Origin of the sequence: Streptomyces avidinii, assembly GCF_045161815.1 — a bacterium.
Lineage (GTDB): Bacteria > Actinomycetota > Actinomycetes > Streptomycetales > Streptomycetaceae > Streptomyces > Streptomyces avidinii.
The window spans coordinates 1,104,965-1,129,667 of the sequence record NZ_CP108863.1; the positions used below are offsets into that span (position 1 = coordinate 1,104,965).

23 protein-coding genes are annotated in these 24,703 nt (G+C 74.1%); 12 read left to right on the plus strand and 11 right to left on the minus strand.

Annotated elements, in window-relative coordinates; translation table 11 throughout:
• Positions 1 to 212: 212 nt before the first annotated feature.
• The 6 genes from OG373_RS05055 to OG373_RS05080 all read right to left on the minus strand — a co-directional run bounded on the left by OG373_RS05055 (position 213) and on the right by OG373_RS05080 (position 5,299).
• Positions 213 to 785, minus strand: a complete 573-nt coding sequence (locus OG373_RS05055; RefSeq protein WP_405436163.1) for a hypothetical protein — start codon at positions 783 to 785, stop codon at positions 213 to 215.
• Positions 782 to 2,164, minus strand: a complete 1,383-nt coding sequence (locus OG373_RS05060) for a hypothetical protein (RefSeq protein WP_405436165.1) — start codon at positions 2,162 to 2,164, stop codon at positions 782 to 784. Before OG373_RS05060 ends, OG373_RS05055 begins: the two co-directional genes overlap by 4 nt.
• Positions 2,161 to 2,970 carry an ATP-binding cassette domain-containing protein gene (locus OG373_RS05065; protein ID WP_405436167.1) on the minus strand — a complete coding sequence of 270 codons (810 nt, stop codon included), beginning with the start codon at positions 2,968 to 2,970 and terminating at the stop codon, positions 2,161 to 2,163. The genes OG373_RS05060 and OG373_RS05065 overlap by 4 nt, the downstream gene beginning before the upstream one ends.
• A 23-nt stretch (positions 2,971 to 2,993) precedes the next feature.
• Complete coding sequence (locus tag OG373_RS05070) at positions 2,994 to 3,833, minus strand: zf-HC2 domain-containing protein (protein ID WP_405436169.1); 840 nt, start codon at positions 3,831 to 3,833, stop codon at positions 2,994 to 2,996.
• A complete protein-coding gene (locus OG373_RS05075; protein WP_405436171.1) occupies positions 3,830 to 4,339 on the minus strand; it encodes an RNA polymerase sigma factor in 510 nt (169 codons plus the stop codon). Before OG373_RS05075 ends, OG373_RS05070 begins: the two co-directional genes overlap by 4 nt.
• A gap of 177 nt (positions 4,340 to 4,516) precedes the next feature.
• On the minus strand, positions 4,517 to 5,299 hold the full coding sequence (locus OG373_RS05080; RefSeq protein ID WP_405436173.1) for a crotonase/enoyl-CoA hydratase family protein: 783 nt from the start codon (positions 5,297 to 5,299) through the stop codon (positions 4,517 to 4,519).
• 94 nt (positions 5,300 to 5,393) lie between these two features.
• On the opposite strand from OG373_RS05080, the gene OG373_RS05085 reads away from it, so the two are divergent.
• Entirely contained in the window at positions 5,394 to 6,485 is a 1,092-nt protein-coding gene (locus tag OG373_RS05085) for a polyprenyl synthetase family protein (RefSeq protein WP_405436174.1), read from the plus strand.
• Positions 6,486 to 6,491: 6 nt separating this feature from the next.
• On the opposite strand, the gene OG373_RS05090 is transcribed toward OG373_RS05085, so the two are convergent.
• Positions 6,492 to 7,223, minus strand: a complete 732-nt coding sequence (locus tag OG373_RS05090; RefSeq protein WP_405436176.1) for a DUF4386 domain-containing protein — start codon at positions 7,221 to 7,223, stop codon at positions 6,492 to 6,494.
• A gap of 136 nt (positions 7,224 to 7,359) precedes the next feature.
• On the opposite strand from OG373_RS05090, the gene OG373_RS05095 reads away from it, so the two are divergent.
• Entirely contained in the window at positions 7,360 to 8,058 is a 699-nt protein-coding gene (locus tag OG373_RS05095) for a TetR/AcrR family transcriptional regulator C-terminal domain-containing protein (RefSeq protein ID WP_405436178.1), read from the plus strand.
• Here the strand turns inward: OG373_RS05095 and OG373_RS05100 are convergent.
• Together OG373_RS05100 and OG373_RS05105 are read right to left on the minus strand one after the other, a co-directional pair.
• Positions 8,055 to 9,536, minus strand: coding sequence for a UDP-N-acetylmuramoyl-L-alanyl-D-glutamate--2,6-diaminopimelate ligase (locus OG373_RS05100; protein WP_405436180.1), 1,482 nt, complete (start codon positions 9,534 to 9,536; stop codon positions 8,055 to 8,057). The two genes, OG373_RS05095 and OG373_RS05100, sit on opposite strands and share 4 nt — an antisense overlap.
• 119 nt (positions 9,537 to 9,655) lie before the next feature.
• Entirely contained in the window at positions 9,656 to 9,808 is a 153-nt protein-coding gene (locus OG373_RS05105) for a hypothetical protein (RefSeq protein WP_405436182.1), read from the minus strand.
• A gap of 257 nt (positions 9,809 to 10,065) precedes the next feature.
• On the opposite strand from OG373_RS05105, the gene OG373_RS05110 reads away from it, so the two are divergent.
• From OG373_RS05110 to OG373_RS05145, 8 genes are all read left to right on the plus strand, one after another.
• Positions 10,066 to 10,479, plus strand: a complete 414-nt coding sequence (locus OG373_RS05110) for a hypothetical protein (RefSeq protein ID WP_405436184.1) — start codon at positions 10,066 to 10,068, stop codon at positions 10,477 to 10,479.
• Positions 10,480 to 10,489: 10 nt separating this feature from the next.
• Positions 10,490 to 12,643 (plus strand): CHAT domain-containing protein, encoded by a 2,154-nt coding sequence (locus tag OG373_RS05115; RefSeq protein ID WP_405436185.1) that lies wholly within the window; start codon positions 10,490 to 10,492, stop codon positions 12,641 to 12,643.
• Between the two features lie 139 nt (positions 12,644 to 12,782).
• On the plus strand, positions 12,783 to 12,995 hold the full coding sequence (locus OG373_RS05120; RefSeq protein WP_397727849.1) for a hypothetical protein: 213 nt from the start codon (positions 12,783 to 12,785) through the stop codon (positions 12,993 to 12,995).
• 126 nt (positions 12,996 to 13,121) lie between these two features.
• On the plus strand, positions 13,122 to 14,372 hold the full coding sequence (locus OG373_RS05125) for a TerD family protein (protein WP_405436188.1): 1,251 nt from the start codon (positions 13,122 to 13,124) through the stop codon (positions 14,370 to 14,372).
• Between the two features lie 126 nt (positions 14,373 to 14,498).
• A complete protein-coding gene (lanKC, locus tag OG373_RS05130; RefSeq protein WP_405436190.1) occupies positions 14,499 to 17,201 on the plus strand; it encodes a class III lanthionine synthetase LanKC in 2,703 nt (900 codons plus the stop codon).
• Positions 17,198 to 17,335, plus strand: a complete 138-nt coding sequence (locus OG373_RS05135) for a SapB/AmfS family lanthipeptide (RefSeq protein WP_030389872.1) — start codon at positions 17,198 to 17,200, stop codon at positions 17,333 to 17,335. Before lanKC ends, OG373_RS05135 begins: the two co-directional genes overlap by 4 nt.
• 66 nt (positions 17,336 to 17,401) lie before the next feature.
• Positions 17,402 to 19,252, plus strand: coding sequence for an ATP-binding cassette domain-containing protein (locus OG373_RS05140; protein ID WP_405436193.1), 1,851 nt, complete (start codon positions 17,402 to 17,404; stop codon positions 19,250 to 19,252).
• Entirely contained in the window at positions 19,249 to 21,072 is a 1,824-nt protein-coding gene (locus OG373_RS05145) for an ATP-binding cassette domain-containing protein (RefSeq protein WP_405436195.1), read from the plus strand. Before OG373_RS05140 ends, OG373_RS05145 begins: the two co-directional genes overlap by 4 nt.
• A gap of 31 nt (positions 21,073 to 21,103) precedes the next feature.
• On the opposite strand, the gene OG373_RS05150 is transcribed toward OG373_RS05145, so the two are convergent.
• Together OG373_RS05150 and OG373_RS05155 are read right to left on the minus strand one after the other, a co-directional pair.
• Positions 21,104 to 21,712 carry a LuxR C-terminal-related transcriptional regulator gene (locus tag OG373_RS05150; RefSeq protein ID WP_405436197.1) on the minus strand — a complete coding sequence of 203 codons (609 nt, stop codon included), beginning with the start codon at positions 21,710 to 21,712 and terminating at the stop codon, positions 21,104 to 21,106.
• A 460-nt stretch (positions 21,713 to 22,172) separates the two neighbouring features.
• Positions 22,173 to 22,691 carry a universal stress protein gene (locus OG373_RS05155; RefSeq protein WP_405436199.1) on the minus strand — a complete coding sequence of 173 codons (519 nt, stop codon included), beginning with the start codon at positions 22,689 to 22,691 and terminating at the stop codon, positions 22,173 to 22,175.
• 298 nt (positions 22,692 to 22,989) lie between these two features.
• Here OG373_RS05155 and OG373_RS05160 point away from each other — a divergent pair, with 298 nt between their 5' ends.
• Positions 22,990 to 23,349 carry an SAV_915 family protein gene (locus OG373_RS05160; protein WP_405436201.1) on the plus strand — a complete coding sequence of 120 codons (360 nt, stop codon included), beginning with the start codon at positions 22,990 to 22,992 and terminating at the stop codon, positions 23,347 to 23,349.
• 11 nt (positions 23,350 to 23,360) lie between these two features.
• The gene (gene lysA / locus OG373_RS05165) at positions 23,361 to 24,695 is read left to right on the plus strand and encodes a diaminopimelate decarboxylase (RefSeq protein WP_405436203.1); all 1,335 of its coding nucleotides are present in this window, start codon (positions 23,361 to 23,363) and stop codon (positions 24,693 to 24,695) included.
• Positions 24,696 to 24,703: the final 8 nt, after the last annotated feature.

The following is a 24,703-nucleotide window of genomic DNA, read 5'->3' on the forward strand; positions in this document are numbered from 1 at the left end:
GCAGGCACCACACCCCGCCCGGCCCGGGAACCCGGCCGCCCACCGGCCTAGGTCGTCTCTTTCGGATCTTGTCGGTCAGGTCCGCGTCGTCCGGTGCCGTGCCTCGGCGTGCTGCCGGGGCTGCCGTGTACTGGACGTACTCGGTTGCCCCGGCAGTGCGGCGAGGTGCGGTGCCGGGCAGCGCGGGCCCGGCAAGATCCGGAAGAGACGGCCTAGCGCCTCGGGCCCGCGACCGCGTAGGCCGTGGTACCCGCGAGGGCCAGGACCAGAGCCGTCCAGGCGCCGGCCGTCGTGCCGGGCGGGAGCAGCATCCAGGTCAGCACCTGCGTAGCCGGGTCGGGAGCGAGCGGGACGACGAAGGAGAGCGAGAGCGACGCGAACGGCGGGATCCATGCGTACGGCCCCCCGCACCAGGCCGCTCCCAGGGCGACCAGCCCCATCAGCCCCGCGCTGTTGCGCACGACGAATGCGGTGGAGGCCGGCTGCCCACCCATCGTCTGCACCGCCAGCAGCACCCCGCCGATCAGCACCCCGCAGAGCAGCACGTGCACCGCCCTGCGGGGTATCCAGCGGATCGCGGCCGTGCGGTCCAGCGCGAGGTCCTGCCCGCCGAGTCCGACCGCGAGCGCCGTCGCGCCCGCGGCGAGGGCGAGCGTGGACAGCCGGGGATCCAACGGCCCGCCCCCGATCCGGGCGAGTGCCCCCACGGCCACCGCGCTGATCAGCACCGCGGCGAACGAGGCGGGGACCCGCCGCGAGCGGGCGTACAGCGTCAGCCATCTCACCGGGAGGCCTCGCCGGTCAGCGCGCCGAGCGGGTCGCCCGTGCAGGAGACGGCAGCGGCGTGCAGGGCGTTGATCCCCTGCTGCTGCTCCGCCCTGGGAAGCGCCATGAACTTCTTCCACACGGGGTCGGCCACGGCGGCCTGCTGGCTCGTGTCGTGCATGGTCCGTTCGAGCGGCCGGAGCTCCCCGAGGACCCAGGCGGCCGCGATGCTCTGGGCGGCGGCCTCCTCCAGCGTGCCGCTCTCGGTGTCGCTGCGGGGGCGGCACAGCGGGGCGATGCCCTGGCCGACCAGGGCCCGGGTCAGTTCCTCGCCCTCGGCGTCGCCGATCACCGCGTCGTCGAAGTCGACGAGCACGTACTCGCGCGACCGCTGCGGCGGGTCGCCGAGCGCCCGCGGGACGGTGGTCTCGCGGAGGCCGGCGGGCGCCCGGTCGCCCAGTACCCCGTGCAGCAGGCGCAGCGCCTGCGCGCCGGGACCCTCCAGGGTCTCCATCCGCGCCCGCCGGGCCGTCGTCACGCACACCGGACCCTCGCACACGAGCCTCGCAGCCTCCCGGTCGACGACGTACGTGGCGCGGGGGTCGGCCGGGAACTGGAGCAGGGCGACGGCCGCGCCCGCCAGCAGGGGGGTGAGGGCGAGCAGCCGGGCGCGCGGGGTGGCCGCGGCCAGCAGCACGAAGCCCGTCACGGCCATGCCGAGCAGCCAGATCGTCTGCCCGAGGTGCACGGGGGCGGAGAGCGTGAGCAGCGATTCGCGCGCCTCCGCCACCGCCGGTGACAGCAGCGAGAGGCGGTTCGGCACGGCTGCGGCCGGCGTCGCGGTGTCCGAGGTCTGCCGCAGGAGGTTGGTGAGCAGGAAGGCGCCCACGGCCAGCGCGGGTGGGGTGAGGGCGGAGGGCACCGTCCGCCCGATCCCCATGCCGAGGACGGCCCCCGCGGTCAGCGCGAGCGCCCCCACCAGGGAGATGGGCAGCCAGCCGAGGTGGGTGTACGTGGCGTCGCCGGCGAGCACCCGCACCGCGCCCAGCAGGACCAGGAGTGCGAAGGACGACACCAGGGCGAAGGCCGTCGTAGCCGCGAGGGCGGCGGCGCGGTGCCGGGCCGGCCGCGGGGTGCTGATCAGCAGCTCGGACATCTTCGAGCGGTGGTCGCGCAGGCCCTGGAGCGCCCCGAGTCCCACGGCGAGCGGCCACAGGAAGACCAGCGGGTACCGGGTCCACAGGGCCATGGAGGTCCACTGGGCCGTCCACAGCGCGGTGCCCGTCCACCACGGTCCGGGAACGAGGTACAGGAAGGCGAGTGCGGTCGCCAGGAAGACGATGCCGGCCCAGGGGGCGACGGACCGCCTCAGCTCGATGCCCAGGATACGGAGGTTCACCAGGCGCCCCTCGTCCGTGCGGGGTCGACCAGCAGCGCCGAGTAGCCGCGTTCCAGGGGGCTGTCGCCCTCGTGTTCCGGGCCGCCGGCCGCGGCCAGCTCGCCCGGGGTGCCCTGGAAGACCAGCCGTCCCTCGGCGAAGAGCACGACATCGGTGCAGGCTGCGGCGACGTCCTCCACCAGGTGGGTGGAGACGACCACACAGCTGTCGGTGCCCAGTTCCTGGAGCAGTTCGCGCAGGCGCAGGCGTTGTGCCGGGTCCAGGCCGACCGTCGGTTCGTCCAGGAGCAGGATCGCCGGATCGTTGACGATGGCCTGGGCGATGCCGGCCCGCCGCACCATCCCGCCGGAGAGGGCCTTCATCCGCTCGTCGGCCCGGTCGGCGAGGCCGACCCGCTCCACGGCGCGCTGCACCGCGCCGGGGATGTCGGCCGTGGGGACCTCCTTCAGCCATGCCATGTACTCGACGAACTCCCGTACGGTGAAGCGCTTGTAGTAGCCGAATTCCTGCGGCAGGTAGCCGATCCGGCGGCGCAGCGCGCGGTGCTCACCGAGTCCGCCGACGGCTTCGCCGAGCAGTTCCAGCTCGCCTCCGGCGGGACGCAGCACGGTGGCCAGCGCCCGGATCAGAGTGGTCTTGCCCGCGCCGTTGGGCCCGAGCAGACCGTGCACTCCGGTGCCCAGCGACAGGTCGAGCCCGTCGACGGCCATCCGCTTCCTGCCGGCCCTGACCTTCAGTCCGGTCGCCCGGATCTGCCAGGCGTAGGCCGTGGGTGCGAGGTCGGCCCTGCTGACTGTGGGCTTCATGCGGTTCCTTGTCCTCGGAGGGGTCAACGGTGGGCTCCCGGCGTGGTGTAGGCGCTCCTGCGGACGATCACGACGGTGACGCCGAGCGCGAGGACCAGCCCCCACACGGGCATGCCGTCCGTCCCGAGGGCGACGGCCGTACGGCTGGTGGCCAGGGTCGGCGCCACGACCACCGCCGCCCACACGGCCACCAGCACGGCGGCGGCGCGGCTCACGCCGATGATCCCGCCGAGCGCCAGGGTCACCGAGGTGAAGGCCAGGCAGGGCAGCAGCCACTGAGCGGCCGTCACCCCCGTCGCCCATCCCCCCGCCAGCAGCGTGGGGATCACGACGGCGAGTACGGAGGCCGTGCGCCGCAGCACGAGTTGCAGACCCGCCCTCGGGGTGGAGGACGTCAGCTCGTACGCCGGGTCCAGGCCGCGCGACCAGGAGGCCGCCACTCCGCACACGGGCAGGACCGGGGCGAGCAGCAGCATCAGGGACACCTGGCCGGAGCCGACAGCGGAGCCGGCACCGGAGCCGGGCCCCGTCACGTCGAGCAGCAGGGCGAGCAGGGTGACGGCCAGCACCATGGCGAGCCACGGCGTCATGGCGGGCGTCGTCCAGGCCGACAGCCGTGCGCGCAGCCGGCGCGGCGGCGCCGGGGTGGCCGCGGCGATGTCGTGTCGGAGGTCGGACCAGACGGCCTCGGTCAGGGCGGCCACGGCGGGCGCCCCGGCCGTGACGGCGTCCGAGAGCCGGTCACGGCAGACCCGGCAGCCTTCCAGATGGTCCTCCAGGGCCCACAGCTCGTCGGCGGCGAGATCCGTCCCGCCGCGCGCGTACCCGTCGATCAGCCGTGCCGACGCGTGTTCCACGTTCATGCCAGCGCCTCCCGCATAGCCGTCCGGGCCCGGCGGGCGCGGGTCTTGACCGTTCCTTCCGGCAGTCCGAGCAGAACCGCGGTCTCGCGGACGGAGAGTCCGTCGAGCACCATGGCCTGCAGTACGTCCCTGAGCTCCGGCGCGAGGCGCCGCAGCGCGTCCCCGACGTCACCGCCGACGGTGGCGACCAGCGCCTCCTCCTCGGCCGCGGGCGCGACGGCGTAGGGGGCCGCGGCGGGCGGCGGTTCCGCGTGGTGGGCCCTGCGCCGGAACGCGTCGACGAGGCGGCGGGCCGCTATGGTCCACAGCCAGCCGACGGCTGTTCCGCCGGTCCCGCTCCCGCTCCCGGCGAAGGAGCCGGCGGCCCGCCACACCGCGAGGTACGTCTCCTGCATGACCTCGGCGACGATCTGCTGGTCGGCGCAGCGGCGGCGCAGCCGCACCGCCAGCCACGGCGACGTGCGCCGGTACAGCTCCTCGAAGGCGGCCCGGTCTCCCCGGGCCACCCGTCGTAGGAGACGTTCCTCGTCCAGTTCCTGCGGCGCTGCCGCCCCAACCCGTTTCACACCTGCTAGACGCGCGGCCGGGGCAGCAGGTTTTCCCCGGACGGTGATCCGGGTCACACTCCGGGCGCTCTGCGGGGCAGCCGTGGGGCGGCTACGGATGACGCCGCGGCCGGCCGGTCACTGCCCGAACACGCCGTGCCGACCCGCACCGGAGGCGAACCGGCCCGCGCCCGCCTGCGTTTCGCCCGCCTCCAGCGGCACCAGGCCGTGCCGGTACTCCCCCTCCAGCGCCTGCGCCTCGGGCAGACCGTGCTGCTCCAGGACGGACAACCGGTCGTGGCGCAGGCAGATCTGCGGGAACCCGGCGATCTCGCGGGCGAGTTCCTCCGCCGCCGCCCTCGACCGGCCCGTGGGGACCAGCCGGTTGGCCAGTCCGATCCCGTAGGCCTCGGTCGCGCCGACCGGACGCCCCGTCAGGATCAGGTCCATGGCGCGGCTCTCGCCGATCAGGCGGGGCAGCCGGACCGTACCGCCGTCGATCAGCGGGACGCCCCAGCGGCGGCAGAACACGCCGAACACCGCGTCCTCCTCGGCCACGCGCAGATCGCACCAGAGCGCCAGTTCCAGGCCGCCGGCCACCGCGTGCCCCGCAACGGCCGCGATCACCGGCTTGCTCAGCCGCATCCGGGTCGGCCCCATGGGCCCGTCGCCGGTGGCGAGGACCCGGTTGCCGCGCTCGGTGCCGATGGCCTTGAGGTCGGCTCCCGCACAGAACGTGCCGCCCTCGCCCCAGAGCACGGCGACGGCGGCGTCGTCGTCCTCCTCGAACGCCCGGAACGCCTCGGCCAGTCGCCCGGCCGTCGGACCGTCCACGGCATTGCACGCCCCCGGCCTGCTCAGGATCACCGTGTACACGGGGCCGTCCCGCTCCACCCGCACCGAGGCCTGCTCGTCCGCCATGCCGCACCCCTCCCGCTCACCGGCCTCCATTGTGCGACCCTGCCGGTCACCTCGCGATGCTCCGCCGCCGGGAGCCGTAGGGATACTGATCTTCATGCATGCCAACGTCACCGCCGCCCTCGAACGCGCCGCCCTGCACCGGACGCGCTTCGACTCCCGCTTCGAGCAGTACTTCGACGGCCTCGGCGAGCGCTTCGACGTCCCGGTGCCGAGCCGGTACGTTCCCCGCTGCCTGGAGCTCCTGCGGGAGTTCTCGATGCGCGGCGGCAAGCGGCTGCGGGTCGTCCTGCTGTACGAAGCGGCCCGGCTGGTCACCACCGACGAGGTGCCGGGGCTCGCGGAGGCGGCGCTGAGCATCGAACTGCTCCAGACGCACGGGCTCGTCCACGACGACATCATCGACGACGCGCCGCTGCGCCGTGGCGGGCCCTCGACGTACTACGCCTACCGCCGGGAGTTCCCCGACCACGGCGCAACCGCCCTCGGGCTCGCGATACTCGCCGGGGACCTCGCCGCGTTCCTGTCCACCCAGGTCCTGCTGGAGGCCGAGGCTCCCGCCGAGCTGCGCCAGGCGCTGCTCGCCGTACACACACGCACGGCGGCGGAGACGGTGGCCGGGCAGCTCGCCGACCTGGAGCGGGACTCGCACGCGCTGCCCGACGAGGAGTTCCTGCACACCGTCACGGACTTCAAGAGCGCGCGCTACTCGATCCTCGCGCCGCTGACGATGGGGCTGCTGGCCGCGGGCGGGGACCCGGCACCGCACCGTGCCCGACTGCACCGGTACGCGAGGCTGGTGGGCATCGGCGAGCAGATGCGCGACGACTTCCTCGACCTCTTCGGCCCGTTCGGCGACGACCCGGCGGACGAGGCGAAGTCCACCGGGTCCGACATCCGCTCGGGCCGCCGCACCTACGCGGTCCGCGCGCTCCTGACCTCCGTGACCGGGGCCGAGGCGGCCCTCGTCGAGGCCGCGCTCGGCGATCCCGGCTGCTCGGAGGCCACCCTCGGCCGGATCAGGGAGATCGCCCGCGGCGCCGGCGTGGACCGGCGGCTCAAGGCGGAGATCCGGCGGTACGCGGAGGAGGCCTCCGCCGAGGCCGCGTCCTGGGGACCGTACTGGCGCGCGGAGGCGGTGGAGTTCTTCCGGAGCCTGCCGCTGTGGAACGTGGCCCGGATGTCCTGAGAACGGTCACCCGACGCGGACACCTTCGCCGGCGCGTTCGTCGGCGAAGGTGCCGGCGCCTTCGTCGGCGCCCTCGTCGAAGCCCTTGCGGAGCAGCCGGACGGCCAGCGTCAGCTCCCAGGCGAACACGGGCACGGCGGCCAGCGACCCCGCCACCGAGACCTGCTCGTAGATCCCGAACAGCACGGCCGTCGCCGAGGCGCAGATCATCGCCCCGCCGACCAGTCCGAGGACCGCGATGTACCGCGGCACGAGACGCGCGGTGTACATCAGGGCGGCCAGCACCAGGGTGTTGGCGCCCAGTACGAAGTTCGGCCCGAACAGGAACGTCCAGTCGTGGAAGGCCACCAGCGCCCGGCCGGCCGTGACGAGGGAGGCGTCGTCGGCGCCGACCGCCCCTTCGGCCTGCCTCCTGAGGGTCACGACCGACAGCACGCCGATGGTGCCGATGACGATGACGGCGGCCTCCAGCAGGCGGCCGCAGACGTAGCCGACGGCGGCCCCCTCGTTCCGCTTCCGCAGGACGGGATACAGCACCGCCCCGGTGCCCATGACCGCCAGGACGAGTACGAACTCGAACAACGCCCCCAGGAACACCCGGGTGTCGGCGCCGGGACCGATGACGTATCCGGCGTCGTGCAGGACAGGACGGTAGAGCGCGAGGCCGCCGATCGCGGCGACCTCGGTGACGAGGAACAGCACACCCGCGACGACCGCGGTTCTCCTGGTTGAGCTCATGCGGAACAGACCCCCTTGAAAGGTGTACGGCGTACACCTGGCAGCTGCCGCCCACCCTAGGTGTACGCCGTACACTCGTCAAGGCGGGATACCACCCGCGCCGCCGCCCCGGGAACGGATCGAGGGAGAAGCCCACATGCCCGAGTTGCCGCAGGAACCACGCCGGACCCCCCTGAGCCGGGACCGGGTGCTGCGCGCCGCCGTCGCCTTCGCCGACGGCTCCGGCATCGAGGCGCTGAGCATGCGCCGACTCGCCCAGGAGCTGGGTGTCGTACCGATGGCGCTCTACAAGCACGTGGCCAACAAGGAGGAGTTGCTGGACGGCATGGTGGAGGTCGTCGTCGCCGGGATCGGGGGCCGGGCCCCGGGATCCGACTGGAAGAGCGCGGTCCGCGGGCGGATCCTCGGCGCGCGCGGCGCCCTTCTCGCGCACACCTGGGCGGCCCAGGTGATCCGTTCACGCACCGGCCCGACCCCGGCCGTACTCGCGTACCTGGACTCCGTGATCGCGATGTTTCGGGCCGGCGGCTTCTCCCTCGACCTCACCCACCACGTGATGCACGCCCTCGGCAGCCGGGTGCTGGGCTTCACCGAGGAGCTGTTCGACGACCCGGCGAGCACCGCACCGCAGGACGAGCGGGCGCAGGCGGCCGCGTACGAGGAGATGGCCCGGCGCTACCCCCACGTCACCGAGCTGGCCCGGTCGGTGGCCCACGACCGGGGCTCCGTCATCGGCCCGGGCTGCGACGACGCGTTCGAGTTCGAGTTCGCGCTGGACCTCCTCCTCGACGGCTTCGAACGTCTCCACGAGCAGGGCTGGAAGTCGACAACCTAGATCTGGGCCAGCTCGCGCACCGTGGCCATATCGCTGAAGGGAAGCAGCTCTTCGCCGACGATCTGGTGTGGTTCGCTGCCCTTGCCGGCGATCAGGACCGTGTCGTCGGGGCCCGCCTCGGACAGGGCGAAGGCGATCGCCCGGCGGCGGTCGGCGTAGCGCCGGAAGGGGGTGCCGGTCGCCGTGAGGCCGCGGGACACCTGGTCCAGGATGGCCTCGGGGTCCTCGTTGCGGGGGTTGTCCGAGGTCAGGACGCAGAGGTCGGAATGGGTCCCGGCGATCCGGCCCATCTCGGCCCGTTTGGTGGTGTCGCGGTCCCCGCCGCAGCCGAAGACCGTGATCACCCGGCCGCGGGCGAAGCCCCGGATGGTGGTCAGGACCTTGTCCAGGGAATCCGGCGAGTGGGCGTAGTCCACGATCACCGACGTGCCCAGCGGGGTCCGGAAGCGTTCCATCCGGCCCGGGACCGGCGGCATCCGGTCGAGCGCGTCGACCAGGGGGCCCAGCTCGTGCCCCAGCACGTGGCAGGCGGCCACGGTGGCCAGTGCGTTGGCCACCGAGAAGCGGCCGGGGACGGGGATCGAGGCCGGGTAGGCGCGTCCGTCGTGGTGGAGGGTGAACCGCGTACCCGAGGCGGTCACCACCAGGTCGGTGGCCCGGTAGTCGGCCGGGCGGTCCAGGGCGTACGTGGTCACCGCACCCGGCATCATCGACACGATGCCCGCGCCCACCGGGTCGTCGGCGTTGACCACCGCACGCCGGCACAGGCCCTGGAAGAGCCGCAGCTTGGCGTCCCGGTAGTCCGCCATCGTCCCGTGGTCGTCCAGATGGTCCTGCGTGAGGTTGGTGAAGACCCCGACGTCGATGAACGTACGGTCGACCCGGTGCGTCAGCAGCGCCATCGAGGTGGCCTCGAGCACCACGCCGGCGACCCCGCGGTCACGCATGCACCCCAGCAGGTACTGCAGGTCGGGAGATTCCGGCGTGGTCAGCACCGAGGGCGGCATCGGGATCGGCTCGTCGCCGATCCTGCTTCCGGCGGTTCCGATCACCCCCGTGCTGGAGCCCTCGGCGATCCGCAGGACGGACTCGACCATGTACGAGACGGAGGTCTTCCCGTTGGTACCGGTGATCGCCACCATGTCCATGTGCCGCCCGGGCTCGCCGAAGTAGCGGGAGCTCACCACCGCGGCGGCCGTCCGCGTATCGGGTACCCGAACGGCGCAGGTGCCCGGGGGCCACGCCGCGGCCGGCAGGCCGGGTTCACCGCCGTCCACGAGTACGGCGGCGGCGCCCCGGGCCAGGGCGGGCGAGACGGCACCGGGGCCGCCTTCCCGGTGTCCGGGTACGGCGATGAAGAGCGAGCCCGGCATCACCCGGTCCGCGTCGAAGGTGGTTCCCGCGGTGATCAGCGTCGTCTCCGGATGACCCTGGAGAACGTGGTACTCCTGCCCGGCCAGCAATGCGCTCAGCTTCACAATGATCCCTTCGAGGGGGCTCGGGCCCGGGCGTGCGGCCGTAGCCAGGCGGCAGCGCCGGCGGCATGCCGGGAAGCTGCTGTGGTGATGTGGAGCGGAGGAGACGGAGGCGCGAAGCGCTAGCCGTGGCCGTGCAGGGCCGTACGGCGCGTCTTGGGCGCCGCGGCGAGGGCCGTTCCGGCCGGGTCGACGACGGTCGTGACCCCGGCGGCCGGGCGCATCCGGAAGGCGGCCTGCTGCAGGCACTGCCTCGAGGAATGTGTGCGACCCATGGGCCGAGTGTACGGCCCACCGGACGGCCCGAGAGTCGCCGCGGGCTCGGCCACCGGGATCCGGACGGGACGGCCCGGGCACCTCTCCCGGTGCGTGCGGTGCGGGCCACGGCGGCGGCCGGGGAGGCGGAACGGGAATTCCGGAATGCCGGATGACAGGACGGCTGCCGGGCCATACTGCACTGGGAACAAGCCGGTTGAGGGATCCGCCCCGGACCCCGATCGGTGCGGTCGGCCCGCTCGGTGAAAGGGCGTACATGAGCGACACCATCAAGATGAGCGTTCCGGGTGAGCTCGCGGAGCTCCTGGTCACCGAGGGGCACGCCACGCCGACCCGCGGCCGGCGCAGCTCCCAGTGGGGGCTCGACGGCGACTTCATCGGTGGGACCGCGACGGTCATCGCCCTGCTGCAGGCCCCGCAGACCATCGCCTACCTGGCCGGAGCCATCCGCTCGCTCGCGTCCCGGCGTCGGGCCGGCCGCCCCGACGACCGCGCCAGGATGTATGTCGAGGCCATCGGCCCGCACGGCCAGATCCGCTTCGACGGGGAGGCGACCGTGGAGGAGATCGAGCGACTGCTCCGGCGGACGATCCTTCCCGCGCAGAGCGTCGACCGGGCCGCACTCCGCGACACCGACACCAACACCAACACCAACACCGACGCAGTCTGACCGCCACGCCATGGGTACCTGGCGCAGCCGTTTCGAGTCGCTGGTCGTCACCGCGGTCCGCCGCCACCTGGAAGTGGACCTGGTGACCGACCTGGCGGACGTCGACGCCACCGATGTCCGCGCCATCACCAGGCTCTACCAGGTGCTGGACCGACGGCCGGTGTACTCGGTCGGACTCGACCACATCGTCGAGACCGTCGATCAGCACTACGCCCGCGCCTCGCCCAAGCCGCTCACCCGCCGCCTCCTGGCGTCGCTCCTGGACGAGACCGGCGGGCACTTCGAGGAACTGGGCCGTGCGCAGGAAGCCGCGCAGTGCCGCCGGATCGCCGCCGCGCTGACGCCGGGAGGGCCGGACCGGACGATCCTGTACCTGGTGTCCGCGATCTCCAGCCAGCAGCAGCTGCACGTCCTCGGATCCCTCACGGTCGACGCCGTCCTGCGCGCGCTGCTCCACGAGGTGGGCCGCAGCGGCCGGCGGATCCGCCGCGCGAAGATCCTGGGCGCCGTCGCCTACGCCGCGCACACGACGGGCAACGTCGAGCGCCTCCGGGGCGCGGTGGAGGCGCTGGCGGCGGCCGCCGACACACCCGGCTACCGGGCCCTCGTCACCTTCTACCGCTCCCGCCTGCTGATCGCCGGCGGCCGGATCGACGAGGGGCTGGCCGCGGAGCGGGAGTTCTCCCGGGCGGCGGCCGTGATCGGCCCGAAGGACCGTGCGCATCAGATGGTGGCTTCCGCGCTGGCGAGCACCACACCGCATGACAGCGCCATGGCCCACGCCTCCGAGGCCGCCCTCCGGGGCGACCACGTCGGGGCGTCGGGATGGTACGGGCAGAGCGCCGAGGAGCTGCCCGCCGGCCCCTTCAGGTCGGCGATGCGCCTGTTCGCCGAGGCGGCACGGGTGAACGGCGGCCTGCTGCCCTCGGCGAACGCCCTGCGGGAGTGCCTGTCCCGGCTCTGCGCCGACAATCTCTTCGCCGCCCGCACCGTCACCGACGTCGAGCTGCTCCTCACGGGTCTGCTGATGAGGGCCGTCGATCTCCACGAGGCGGGCCACGACGCGGAGATCGTCGCCGAACTCGCCGACTTCCGCGGCGAGTTCCGGGGCGGCACCGCCGTCGGCCGCCCCCAGGACAGCGGTGCCTACGACACCGACGCCCGCGCGGACATGACGCTCGTGGACTTCCTGGCGCGGACCACGGCGCCGGTGACGCCGGCCGAGATCACGCACGCCCTCCCGGGGCATCACGTGGTCTGGGTGAACGTCACCGGTGCGGAAGTCGGCGAGCACTGCCTCACGGTCGTGACGCTCCGCCCCTCGCACCCGGTTCCGCTCGTGCGGCGCACCCGCGTCTCGGCGGCCGACGGCAAGGCGCTGGCCCAGTGTCTGGGCGAGGACTCCGAGGACGCTCCCGCCGAGGCCGTCCGGCGGATCTCCGGCCTGTTCTTCGCCGACCTCGATCCCGATGCCGCGGGCGCCCGCATCCTCGTGGTCCCCGACTCCGTCACGTGGGCGATGCCCTGGAACGAACTCGCGCCGCACGGCGCCGCGGACCTGACGATCAGCATGTCCGCGGGCGCGGCGCTGCGCACCCGGCCCGCCCCGGCGGTCGTCGTTCCCCGGGTGATCGGGATCTTCGACGAGACCGAGCTCGAAGGCTCCCGCCTCGAAGCCCGGGCCCTGGAACAGCTGGACGCCCAGGGGCACATCCGCTTCACCCGGGTGCACTCGCTGGCCGAGCTCCACGACGCGCTGGAGGCGGCCCCGTACGACATCCTCACCGTCAGTGTGCACGGCACGCAGAGCGACGGCTTCGAGTACCGCATGCTGCTGCCCGACGGCCCCTCCTCGCCGGCCGCGCTGCTGCGGCTCGGGCTGCCCCGGGTGGTCGTCCTCGGCTGCTGCTGGTCGGCCAAGTCCACCGAGCGCGCCGACACCACGGCCGCCGCGCTGTCCTGCCTGGTGGCCGGAGCCTCGCAGGTCGTCGGCGGCCTCTGGGCCATCGACGACGAACTGGCCGGACGCCTGCTGGCCGACACCTACGACCGGCACCTGCGCCGGGGCGTGCCCCTGCCACAGGCCCTGCGCCAGGCCCACCTGGCGCTTCCGCCGGACCTGCGCCCCGGGGCGGCGGGCCTCGCCTTCATCGGCCGGGGCTGATCCGGGGGCCGGAGAGAGTGAAGTTTAGGGCGGCGGCCCGCCGTGTCGGGCCGCCGGCGCCGCGCCGGTTCGCCATTCTGGGCCGGGCACGGCATCGCGACCGCCGCTGCCCCTCCCCCACAGCAAGAAGGAGTACGGCATGCCGACGGATGCGGTCGGGCGTTTCCTCGCGGCGTTGGAACCGCACCGACGGGAGGCCGTGACGGGCCGACCACAGGAGGAGCAGGAGAGACTCGCGGCGGCCTGGGAGCGGGAACTGGCCTCGGACGACGAGCTCGACACGCTCGATGAACTGTCTCCGCCGGCGGCGGAGGCCGAGGCCGCCCGCCGCGTCATGGACCGCGAGGCCTGAGGCCGCCGGACGAACCGAACCCCACAACTTCCCCCGGAACAGAGGCAATCGCCGCCTTCGGGGCGGCAGGCGCGCCCGATCCTCGTACGCTGCGGGAGTGGGAGACGTCTCGGAAGGGGGACCCACATGTCCTTGCAGAAGGGTGCCAACGTACCGGTGCCGAGTGACACGGTCCGGGTGGAACTGGGTTGGCGCGGTGGTACCGGAGCGCCCGATGTGGACGTGTCGGCCCTGCTGCTGACGGCGGCCGGCAAGGTGCGGTCGGACGACGACTTCGTCTTCTACAACCAGCCCGTCCACCGCAGTGGAGCCGTGCGCCACGAGGGGAGGCGCCAGGACGGCACAGCAGCGATCGAGACGATCGGGGTCGCACTGACCGCAGTGGAGCAGGAGATCGGCAGAGTGGTGCTCGCGGCTTCCACCGACGGCACCTTCGCCCAGGTGTCCGGCCTCTTCGTACGCGTGCTGGACGCGCAGAGCGGCGCCGAGACGGCGCGGTTCGACGCCACGGGTGCCACGACGGAGACCGCGCTGGTGCTCGGGCAGCTGTACCGGCGGGGTGGTGCATGGAAGTTCCGGGCGGTGGGTCAGGGATACGCCTCGGGCCTCGCGGGGCTCGCCACCGATTTCGGGATCACGGTCGACGATCCCGCCCCGTCCGCACCCGCGCCCGCGCCCGTGGTGCCCGTTCCCCTGCCGTCCGCACCCGCACCCGTGGTGCCCGCGCCGGCCCGGCCGGTGCAGCTGTCGAAGATCACTTTGACGAAGGCGGCGCCCGCTGTCTCGCTGACCAAGCAGGGGGCCACCACCGGGCGCATGCGGGTCAATCTCACATGGAGCACCGCCCAGCCGCCGCGCGGCTGGATGAGGAAGGGAAGGGACGCCGTCCGGCTGGAGGACGTCGACCTCGACCTCTCCTGCCTCTGGGAGCTCCAGAACGGAACGAAGGGAATCGTCCACCCCATCAACAACCAGTTCGGCTCGTACGACCAGCCGCCCTACGTCCAGCTCGACCACGACGACCGGACCGGTGCGAGCGAGGCCGGCGAGAACCTCATGATCAACCTCGATCACGCGGCCGAGATCAAGCGGCTCCTGGTGTTCGTGGTCATCTACTCCGGGGCCACCAGCTTCGCGGGCCTTCGCGGGGTCGCCACCCTGTACCCGCCCGTCGGTCCGCCGATCGAGGTGCTCCTCGACGAGTGCACCGTTCCCTCTCCGGTCGCCGCGATCGCCCTGATCGAGAACGTGCGCGGCGAACTGATCGTCCGGCGTGAGGCCAAGTACCTCCTGCTGCCGCCCGGCATCCTCAAGCAGCAGGCCGCCGACCTCGAGTACGGCTGGGGAATGGGCTGGCAGCCGGCGAGCAAGGACTGACCCGCCCGCCCTCGTCCGGGGCTTGTTGACTCGTGCGTACTGCACACCCCATCGGTGACAGCCGTGACTGTCGCGGCCCTCGCACCGCGTGACAGCGTTGGGACGTCACCGACCGAGGGAGCAGGAGTGAACAAGGGGTACGCCGCCTTCTGCGACGCCGACCGCTGGTTCTACGACGCGCCGTACCGGCGGGCCGAGGAGAGCTACCCGGCCGCGCTCGCCCCCGTACCGGCGGGGTGGCAGACACATCGCAGCGGGGACTGGCTGGCGCTGCGGCCCCTGGACGCCCGGCTGCCCTCCCAGGGCTGGAAGATCCACGTCTCGGCGTGCCTGGACAACGCCGAGTCCGTCCTCGAACGGGTCCACCGCTACTGCGTGGACCGTCGGATCGCCTTCAAGTTCGTGCCGAGCCGCTACCTGCTGCACCTGCGCAACGCGAAGTACGCCGACCGCGCGGCGAGCGGCAAGTTCCTCACCGTGTACCCGGCGGACGAGGCGCAGTGCCGCCTGATCGCCGAGGAGCTCGACGCGCTGCTCACCGGCGAGCCCGGCCCGTACATCCTGAGCGACCTGCGCTGGAACGACGGTCCCGTGCACCTGCGTTACGGCAGTTTCACCCTGCGGCACTGCTACGACGACCGGGGCGAGCTGGTCCCGGCGATCGAGGCCCCGGACGGCCGGCTCGTACCGGACGCACGTGGTCCGGTGTTCCAGCCGCCGGAATGGGTCGAGTTGCCCGCGTTCCTGGCCCCCCATCTGGCCCGGCGGGCCGCCGTCACCCTCGAAGGTCTCCCGTACACGGTCGAACGGGCCCTGCACTTCTCCAACGGGGGCGGGGTCTACGCCGGCCGGGACGTCCGCACCGGCGAACCGGTCGTCCTCAAGGAGGGGCGCCCCTTCGCGGGGCTGGCCGCCGACGGGGCGGACGCCGTGACCCGGCTGCACCGCGAACGCAGGGCCCTGGAGCAACTGGCCGGACTGGACTGCGTGCCCTCGGTGCACGGCACCTTCACCGTCGGCGACCACCACTTCCTGGTGATGCAGCACCTGGAGGGCAAGCCCCTCAACACCTACTTCGCCCGCCGGCACCCGTTGATCGAGGCGGACCCGGACCCTGCGGAACTCGCCGAATACACCCGGTGGGCACTGGACGTCCATCGGCGGGTGACGGAGGCCGTCCGGGCGGTGCACGCCCGCGGCATCGTCTTCAACGACCTGCACCTGTTCAACATCATGGTCGCGGAGGACGAGGAGACCGGCGAACCCTCGGTCGCACTGCTCGACTTCGAGGCCGCCGCCCACGCCGACGAGAACCTCCGCCAGACCGTCGCCAACCCGGCCTTCGTCGCCCCGGCCGACCGGCGCGGATTCGCCGTCGACCGGTACGCCCTGGCCTGTCTGCGCCTGGCCCTGTTCCTGCCGCTGACCAGCCTGCTGGTGATGGACCGGGCGAAGGCGGCGCACCTCGCGGACATCGCCGCCCAGCAGTTCCCCGTTCCACGTGAGTTCCTGGACGAGGCGGTACGGGAGATCCTCGCCGGTGGCGACGGCGCTTCCGGGGCCGGTGCGGGGACCGGTGCCGCGGGTCGTGCGGTGCTGCTCCGCCGCCCCTACCTGCCCGTCGAGCCGGGCGACGGGGAAGCCGCCCGCGCCTCGATGACGGCCGCGCTGCGGGCGAGCGCCACCTTCGACCGCGAGGACCGCCTCTTCCCCGGGGACCCGGCCCAGTTCGCGGCCGCGGGCGGCGGAACCTGTTTCGGCCACGGAGCGGCCGGTGTGCTGTACGCGCTGGCCGAGACCGGCGCCGACCCGTGGCCCGAGGCCGAGGAATGGCTGCTGGCCCGGACGAAGGAGCCGGCCTCGGGCATGCCGCTGGGCTTCTACGACGGTCTCGCCGGTCTCGCGTGGACCCTGGAGCGGCTGGGGCACCGGGACCGCGCGCTCGCCCTCGCCGAGCAACTGCTGGGCCAGCCGTGGGAGTCGGCCGGACCCGACCTGCACGGCGGCCTCGCCGGCATCGGGCTGGCCCTGGACTCCCTGGGCCGGGCCACCGGCGAGGGGGAGCTACGCGCCGCGGCCCTGCGCTGCGCCGACCTCCTCGCGGAGAACGCGGACTCGACCTCCGGCTCCGGCTCCGGCTCCGGCTCCGGCTCCGCCGGGACGAAACGGGCCGGCCTGCTCCACGGTCACAGCGGACCCGCCCTGCTCCATCTGCGGCTCTACGAACGCACCGGCGACCAGGAGTTCCTGCTCCGGGCCGGCCGGGCGCTGCACCGCGATCTCGACCGCTGCGTGACCAGTGTCTTCGGCACCCTGCAGGTCGACGAGGGGTGGCGCACGATGCCCTACCTCGGCGGCGGCAGCGTGGGCATCGGCATGGTGCTGGACGACTGGCTGGAGCACGCACGGGACGACCGCTTCGAACGGGCCCGGCCGGAGATCGTCCGCTCCGCCCAGGCGACCTTCTACGCGCAGCCCGGCCTGTTCCGCGGCGCGGCCGGCATGATCCTGCACCTGGCACGGACCACGACGCCGGGCCCGGGCTCCGCCCCCGAGGACATCGCCCGGCAGGTGGAGGCCCTGGCCCGCCACGCGGTCCCGTACCGGGGCTTCCTGGCCTTCCCCGGCGAGCAGATGATGCGCCTGTCCATGGACCTGTCCACGGGCACGGCCGGCGCTCTCCTCGCCCTCGGCAGCGCCGCGCCCGGCGGGCGCGCGCACCTGCCGTTCCTCCCGTCGCCGCGGTCGGCCGCGGCGGCCCCAGAGCCGGTCCCCCTCGCGGGGGCCGTGACCCATCGGAACACAACAGTGAAGAGGAAACGGACATGACGCTTCTCGACCTGCAGTCGATGGACACCCCGAAGGAAGAGACCACCGAGGCCGCGCACGGTGGCGGTGGCGGCAGCCGCGCCAGCCTGCTCCTCTGCGGTGACAGCAGCCTGAGCATCACGACCTGTAACTGATCAGGTCCTCCCGGGCCCGGGCGGTTCGCCGCCCGGGCCCGCATCACACCCTTGGAGCCTGCGCCCATGACTGCGCCCGATCCCACCGGCGAGGCGGCGGCCGCCCGCGGCGCCGACCGGGCTCTGCGGGCGGCCGCGCGGCACAGCGCGGGCCGCCTCACCGCCGTGTCCGTCTGCTCGGTGGCCGCCGCCGGCGCGGCCCTGGCCGAACCGGCCGTGCTCGGCCACACCCTCGACCTCCTGCTGCGACAGGACCCCGGCGGCGCCCGCTGGACCGTGTGGTGCGCGGCGGTGATCGCCGCCGAGGTGCTCCTCGACGCGGCGACGGCCCGGCTCGCCGGCGGTGTCGACGTCCGCTCCACCGCATGGCTGCGGCGCCTGGGACTGGCCAGGCTGCTGCGCACCGCGCCGCACCACGCCGCCCGCCACCGCGCCGGTGACCTCTCCGCGCGGCTGACAGCGCAGGCCACCACCGCCGGCGCCGTACCGGCGGCCGCCGTGAGCGCGCTCGTGGCCCTGCTCGCCCCGCTCGGCGGACTCGTGGCGCTGATCCTGGTCGACGTGTGGACCGCGCTGGCCTTCCTCGCCGGGATCCCGTTGCTCGCGCTGCTGCTGAGGGCGTTCGCCCGTGACTCGGGGGCCAGCGTCAGCCGCTACCAGGAGGTGCAGCTCGCCATGGCCGGCCGCCTCGTCGAGGCCCTCGGGGGCGCCCGTACCATCGCCGCCGCGGGCACCGCCGAGCGCGAACAGGCGCGCGTACTGGACCGGTTGCCGGAGCTCGGCGCCGAGGGGCGGCGGACGTGGCGGATCTACGGAGCGACCATGGCACGGACGAGCGCCCTCATGCCGCTGTTGCTCTACGTCGTCCTCGGCGTGGGCGGGGTCCGCCTCGCGGAGGGGGCCCTCGGGGTAGGAGGGCTCCTGGCCGCGGTCCGCTACGCGGGCCTCGCGGCCGGCGTCGGCGCCGTGACGGGGCGGCTCGCGGCCGTGGTGCGCGGCCGGGCCGCCGCCCGCCGGACGGCCGCCCTCTTCGAGCTGCCCGAACTCCCGCAGGGAAAACGCCGGTTGCCGGGGAGCGGGCCGGGGACGCTGGAGCTGCGCGGGGTACGGGTCGTGCGCGCGGGCACGGTGCTGCTGCGCGACGTGGACCTGCGGATCCCCGGCGGCGTGACCGCCGCCGTCGTCGGCCGCTCGGGCTCCGGCAAGTCGACGCTGGCCGCCGTCGCGGGGCGGCTCACCGCGTGCGACGAGGGCCGCGTCCTGCTCGACGGCGTGCCGCTCGACGAACTATCGGGCGAGGAGCTGCGCCGCGAGGTCGGCCACGCCTTCGAACGACCGGCCCTGTTCGGGGAGGGCGTCGCCGACGCCATCGCGTTCGGCGGCGGTCCGGCGCCGGGCCCGGAGGCCGTGCGCGCCGCCGCTCGGGCGGCCGGGGCCGACGCCTTCGTCCGCCGCCTGCCCGAGGGGTACGACACCGCGCTCGCGGACGCCCCGATGTCCGGTGGCGAGCTGCAACGCCTAGGCCTGGCACGGGCGTTCTTGCGTGCCGGGCGGCTGCTCGTGCTGGACGACGCGACGTCGAGCCTGGACACCGTCACCGCACGGGAGGTGGAGCGGGCCCTGGCCCGGGACGTCCGCCCGGGCACCCGTCTCGTCGTCGCCCACCGCGTCTCCTCGGCGGCCCGCGCGGACCTCGTGGTGTGGCTCGACGCGGGGCGGGTCCGGGCGACCGGTACGCACGCGGAGCTGTGGCGGGACCCCGACTACCGGGCGGTGTTCGGTGACGTGTCGGAGTCGGCCGGAGAGCCGGTCGCGGAGCCCAATGCGGAGCCGAATGCGGAACCGGCCGCGCAGTCGGTCGCGGAACCGAATGCGGAACCGGCCGCGGAACCGCCCGGCCGGGAGGCGGTCCGATGAGCGGGGACGGCTCCTGGCGCCGGGTGTCCCGCGAGGGCCGCCGTTTCCTGCGCGGGCGGCGCCGGCCGCTGCGCCGGCTCGCACTCTGGTCCCTGCTGGAGTCCGCGCACACCTTCCTCGGCGGGTACGCCGTGGCCCGCGCCCTCGACGACGGCTTCCTGGCCGGCCGTACCGGAACCGGCATCGGCTGGCTCGCCGTGGCCGCGGCGGGCGCCCTGCTGGGCGCCCTCGCCCTGCGCGGGGTGTTCGGCGGGCTCGCGGACCTGGTCGAACCGCTGCGGGACGCTCTGGTGCGGCGCTCCGTGCGCCGGGCGATCGGGCGGGCCGTCGCCGATCCCGGGCGGGCCGGTGACTCGGGCGCGGTCTCCCGGCTCACACAGCAGACCGAGATGGCCCGCGACTCCTTCGCCGGACTGGTCCTGATCGCCCGGTCGTTCGTCTTCACCGCCCTGGGCGCGCTGCTCGGACTCGCCGCGCTGGATCCCGTCCTGCTGCCCCTCGTGGTGCCCGCCCTGCTCCTGGGCACGGTCGCCTTCCTGGCCACGCTGCGCCCGATGGCACGGGTGCAGCGTGCGGCGCTGGACTGCGACGAGGCGCTCGCCGCGCGCACGGGCGAACTGGCGGCGGGGCTCCGCGACATCGTCGCGTGCGGTGGCGGGGCGAGCGCGGGGGCCCGGGTGGAACTGCTGGTCGCCGAGCAGGAGCGGCTGACCGGGCGCCTCGCGCGGTGGACGGCCCTGCGCACCCTGACCCTGGGCGTCGCGGGCCGGCTGCCGGTCGTCGTGCTGCTGGCCGCGACGCCCTGGCTGCTCGGGCGCGGGGTGAGCACGGGGGCGGTGGCCGGGGCCCTCACCTACCTCCTGCAGTCGCTGCTCCCCGCCCTGGACGCGCTGATGACGGCGGTGGGCGCGGCGGGCACCCGGCTCCTGGTGGTGCTGGACCGGTTCTGCGATCCGGAACCGGCGGACACGGGGGCGGGGGCGAGTACGGGGACGGATGCGGGCACTGCACGGACGGCCCCGGTCCCCGCGCAGCCGGCGCAGGCCCCGCTCACACCCCCGCCCACAACCATGTCCGCGCCCACGCCCACGCCCGCCGTCGAACTGCATCGGGTGCGCTTCGCCTACGGCCCCCGGGCCCACCCGGTGATCGACGACCTCGACCTGGTGGTCGGGCCGGGCGAACACCTGGCCGTGGTGGGGCCGAGCGGGATCGGCAAGTCCACCCTCACGGCGCTGATCGCCGGCATGCTGCCGCCGGGCCGGGGCACCGTCCGGGTGGCGGGCGCCCCGGCCCGCGGCGCCCCGGGGTACGGCCCCGACGGTCCCGACGTCCGCCGGACCCTCCTGCCCCAGCAGGCGTACGTCTTCACCGGCACGGTCCGCGAGAACCTGACCCACCTGTGCCCCGGCCCGGTGACCGGGGGCGAGGTGCAGCGGGCCGCGGCCGCCCTCGGCGCCGACGCGCTCGTGGCCCGGCTCGGCGGACTGGACGCACCCGTCGACCCGGGCCGGCTCTCCCCGGGCGAGCGGCAGCACCTCGCCCTCACCGCCGCCTACCTCTCCCCCGCCCCCCTGCTGCTGCTGGACGAGGCCACCTGTCACCTCGACCCCCGGGCCGAGGAACGCGCCGAGCGGGCGCTCGCCGAGCGCCCCGGCAGCACCCTGGTGGTGGTCGCCCACCGCATCTCCTCCGCCGCCAGGGCCGACCGGGTCCTCGTACTCGACGGGACCCGGGCGGTGTGCGGCACGCATGCGGAACTCCCGGCCAGGTCACCCCTGTACCGGGATCTGGTGGGTGTGTGGAACGCGCAACGGTGAGGCGGGATCCGGGAGAACCCGGTCCGGGGGATCAGACCCAGCCGGCCCGCCGGGATATCCGGATGGCGTCGATCCGGTTGCGGGCGCCGGTCTTCCGGGTCACGGCGGCCATGTAGTTGCGTACGGTCCCACTGGCGAGGTGCAGGGCGTGGGCGATCTCCGCGATCGAGTCCCCCTCGGCGGCCCGCGACAGAACGCTCAGCTCGCGGGGGCTGAGCGGCATGGGGTCGGCCTCCATGAAGGCCGAGGCGAGTGCGGCGTCGATGAAGCGTTCTCCCGCCGCGACCTTGCCGATGGCCCGGATCAGCCGCGCGGGCGAACCGTCCTTGTCGACGTAGCCGCGCGCCCGGGTCCGGAAGGCGCGCCGCAGCGAGCCGGGCGTGTCGGCCCGGGCGAGCACGAGCAGGGGCGCGGACGAGTCGGGCAGCAGGCGGGTGGCCCCGGCGTCCGCGAGAAGGGCGGCCGAGACCCCCGGACAGTCGAGGTCCACGACCGCCACATCGGGTCGTAAGAACTCCGCCTGGCGCGCGGCGGCCCGCCAGCCGGAGGAGGTGACCTCGAAGTCGCCTTCGGATCTCAGCAACGCGGCCAGAGCGGACCTCACGAGGCACACGCTGTGCAGCACCAGGACCTTGGTCATCGGCTTCCCCTCACGTGACGATCGATCAGCATCAAGCGGCTGCCCAGCTACCACCGTGCGGGAACGTCTCCGCGGGAGGCGTGCGGGGGCGCGTGGCCTGACCCCGGCGCTCCTCCCGTGCCACCCCTGGGCCGCTCGTGGCCCTCCCACCTCGGCAGGTGTCCGGGAAGCGCCGTGGAACCCGGCGGGACGCCGATATCCGGATGGGCTGATTCCGCGCGCATCGGGGTGATCCAGGGGTTTCGGATACCCCCGAGCGGTCACACGTGCAGGAGCAACGGACCACGAGGAGAGGAGTGCACTCCCATGACCACGATGGCCCTCCTGATCGCACCCATGGTGCTGGCCCTGCTGCTCGTCCACCGCGGCGGCAACCGCCGCGCCCGTCACCGGGCGAGCCGCTTCTAGGGGGTCTCCTTCCAGGGGGTCTCCCGTACGAGGGGCCGCCGGGGCCCGGCGCTCACCCGGCCAGGTCCCCGGCGTCCAGCGGCCGGCGCCACACGTTGCGCCGGTGTACGGCGTCCAGGTCGGCCTGGAGCGGGCTGGGCGGCACGGCGAGGACCGGGCAGGGGGCGTGGGCCAGGCAGTAGCGCGCCACCGACGGGCGCAGCGCGCGGAGCAACGGGGCGCGTGAGCCCGTACCGACGACGAGCAGGTCACCTGGGTCGCGGACGGTGTCCACCAGCGCCGCGCCCGGGGTGGCCCGGACCGTCAGCCCGGCCAGGTGCACCCCCGGCCGGCTCGCGCCGAAGGCGGTGTCGAGGACCCCGCGCAGCCGCTCGACCGCGGCGTCGCGGCAGCCTGCGAGCAGCGGCGTACCGCCGGCGGAACCCCTGGAACCCGGTCCGCCGAGCGGCGGCTGCCAGGCGAGTACGACCCACAGCTCCGCGTCCCGAGCCCGGGCCTCGGCGGCCGCCCGGTGCAGTGCCGTCAGGCTTCCGAGGGAACCGCAGGTCCCCGCCACCACTCGTCCTCGCACGCTTGCCCGCCCCTCTGCTCCTGTCGGCTCCCGCAGTCCATGAAACGGCGGTGGCGGACCGGCGGGCGGTGCGCTGACGCGCTTCTGACGCCGCGACGGGAAACCCGTACGGGTTCCTGACGCCGCGGCCCGGCCGCCGTCAGCGATGTGTATGGAGTCGGCCGATGTCCGTCAAGGTGGCGTCAGGACACCGCACGGAAGGCCCGTGGACGGGGATAGCTTCGATCACGTGCCCCGGACCGCCTCCCCGCGCCGCCCGGGGCCCGTCCATCGTTCGCGGTTCCCCAGGGAGAGCCCCATGTGTCTGTTCCAGTACGAAGACGACCCCGAGCCCGAAGAACGGACCCCGGCCGGGCTGTTGTACGTGCCCGTCCGGCCGGGAACCGGCGCCGGCGCGGTGGTCCGGCTGTTCCGCACCCCGCTGGGGGTACGTACGGCCGTCGGTTTCACCCGCCCGGAGCGGCTGGCCGCGACCCTCGGCGGGGGCCAGAGGTACATCCGGCTGTCCGAGTCCCTGCTGCGCGACCTGTGCGAGCCGCTCGGCGCGGAGCTGATCACCGTCGATCCGACGCTGTCGGCTCCCGCGACGACGACGGCCGCGGCCGCTGCGACCGCTGCGACTCACCAGCCGGACCGGTTCCCGGTCCGCACCGCCTGAGGGGGAACTCCATGACCACTGCCGCTCCGTCCGAGGTCACCGCGGGCGCGGACGACCTGTCCGTCTGGCCGGCCTCCGCGCACTGCCTGCCGCACGGTGGGCTCGCCGTCGGCGGGGTGCCGCTCGCCGAGATCGCCGACCGCTTCGACACCCCCGTGTACGTGCTGGACGAGGGCGAGGTCCGGGCCCGCTGCCGCACCTACCGGGACGCCTTCCCCGACGCCGACGTGCTGTACGCCGCGAAGGCCTTCCTGTCCCGGGCCATGGTCCGCTGGGTCGACGAGGAGGGCCTCGGCCTGGACGTCTGCTCGGCGGGCGAGCTCGAACTCGCCGTCACCGCGGGCTTCCCGGCGGACCGCATCGCCTTGCACGGGAACGCCAAGTCCCCGCACGACATCGAGGCGGCGCTCCGGCTCGGGGTGGGCCGGATCGTCATCGACAGCCCGTCCGAGATCGCCCGGCTGGCCGCGGCGGTGGGCACGGGCGGTGCGCAGAAGGTGATGGTCCGGGTGGTGCCGGGCATCATGGCCGGCGGCCACGAGAAGATCCGTACCGGCACCGACGGCCAGAAGTTCGGCCTGGCCCTGTCCGACGGCTCCGCCCAGCACGCCATCGCCCGGATCCTGGGCCTGCCGCAGCTCGAACTGACCGGGCTGCACTGCCACATCGGCTCCCAGATCACCGAGGTCAAACCGTACGTCGCCGCCGTGCGCCGCATGGTGGGGCTGATGGCCCGCGTCCGCGACGCCCACGGCATCGTCCTGCCCGAGCTGGACATGGGCGGCGGCCACGGCATCGCGTACCGTCCCGGCGACCCGTCGCTGGACCTCACCGCCCTGGCCCGCAGACTCCGTACGGAGCTGACCCAGAGCTGTGCGGCGGCGGGTCTCGCCGTCCCCCGGCTGGCGATCGAGCCCGGCCGCGCGGTCGCCGGTCCGGCCGGGGTGGCGCTGTACCGGGTCCTCGCGGTCAAGCGCACGGGCGAGCGCGTGTTCGTCGCCGTGGACGGGGGTATGAGCGACAACCCCCGGCCGGCGCTGTACGGGGTCCGGTACGCGCCCCGCCTCGTCGGCCGCCGCTCCCCCACCGAGCCGTGCGTGGCGACGGTGGTCGGCAGGCACTGCGAGGCGGGCGACATCCTGGCCGCCGACGTGGAACTACCCGGGGACGTCCACCCCGGCGACCTGCTCGCCGTACCGGTGGCGGGCGCCTACCAGGTGTCCATGGCCTCCGGCTACAACATGGTCGGCCGCCCACCGGTCGTCGCGGTCGACGACGGCCGGGCCCGCCTCCTCATGCGGCGCGAGACCCTGGCGGACTTCCACAGCCGGGACATCGGCGGCTAGCCCGTCTC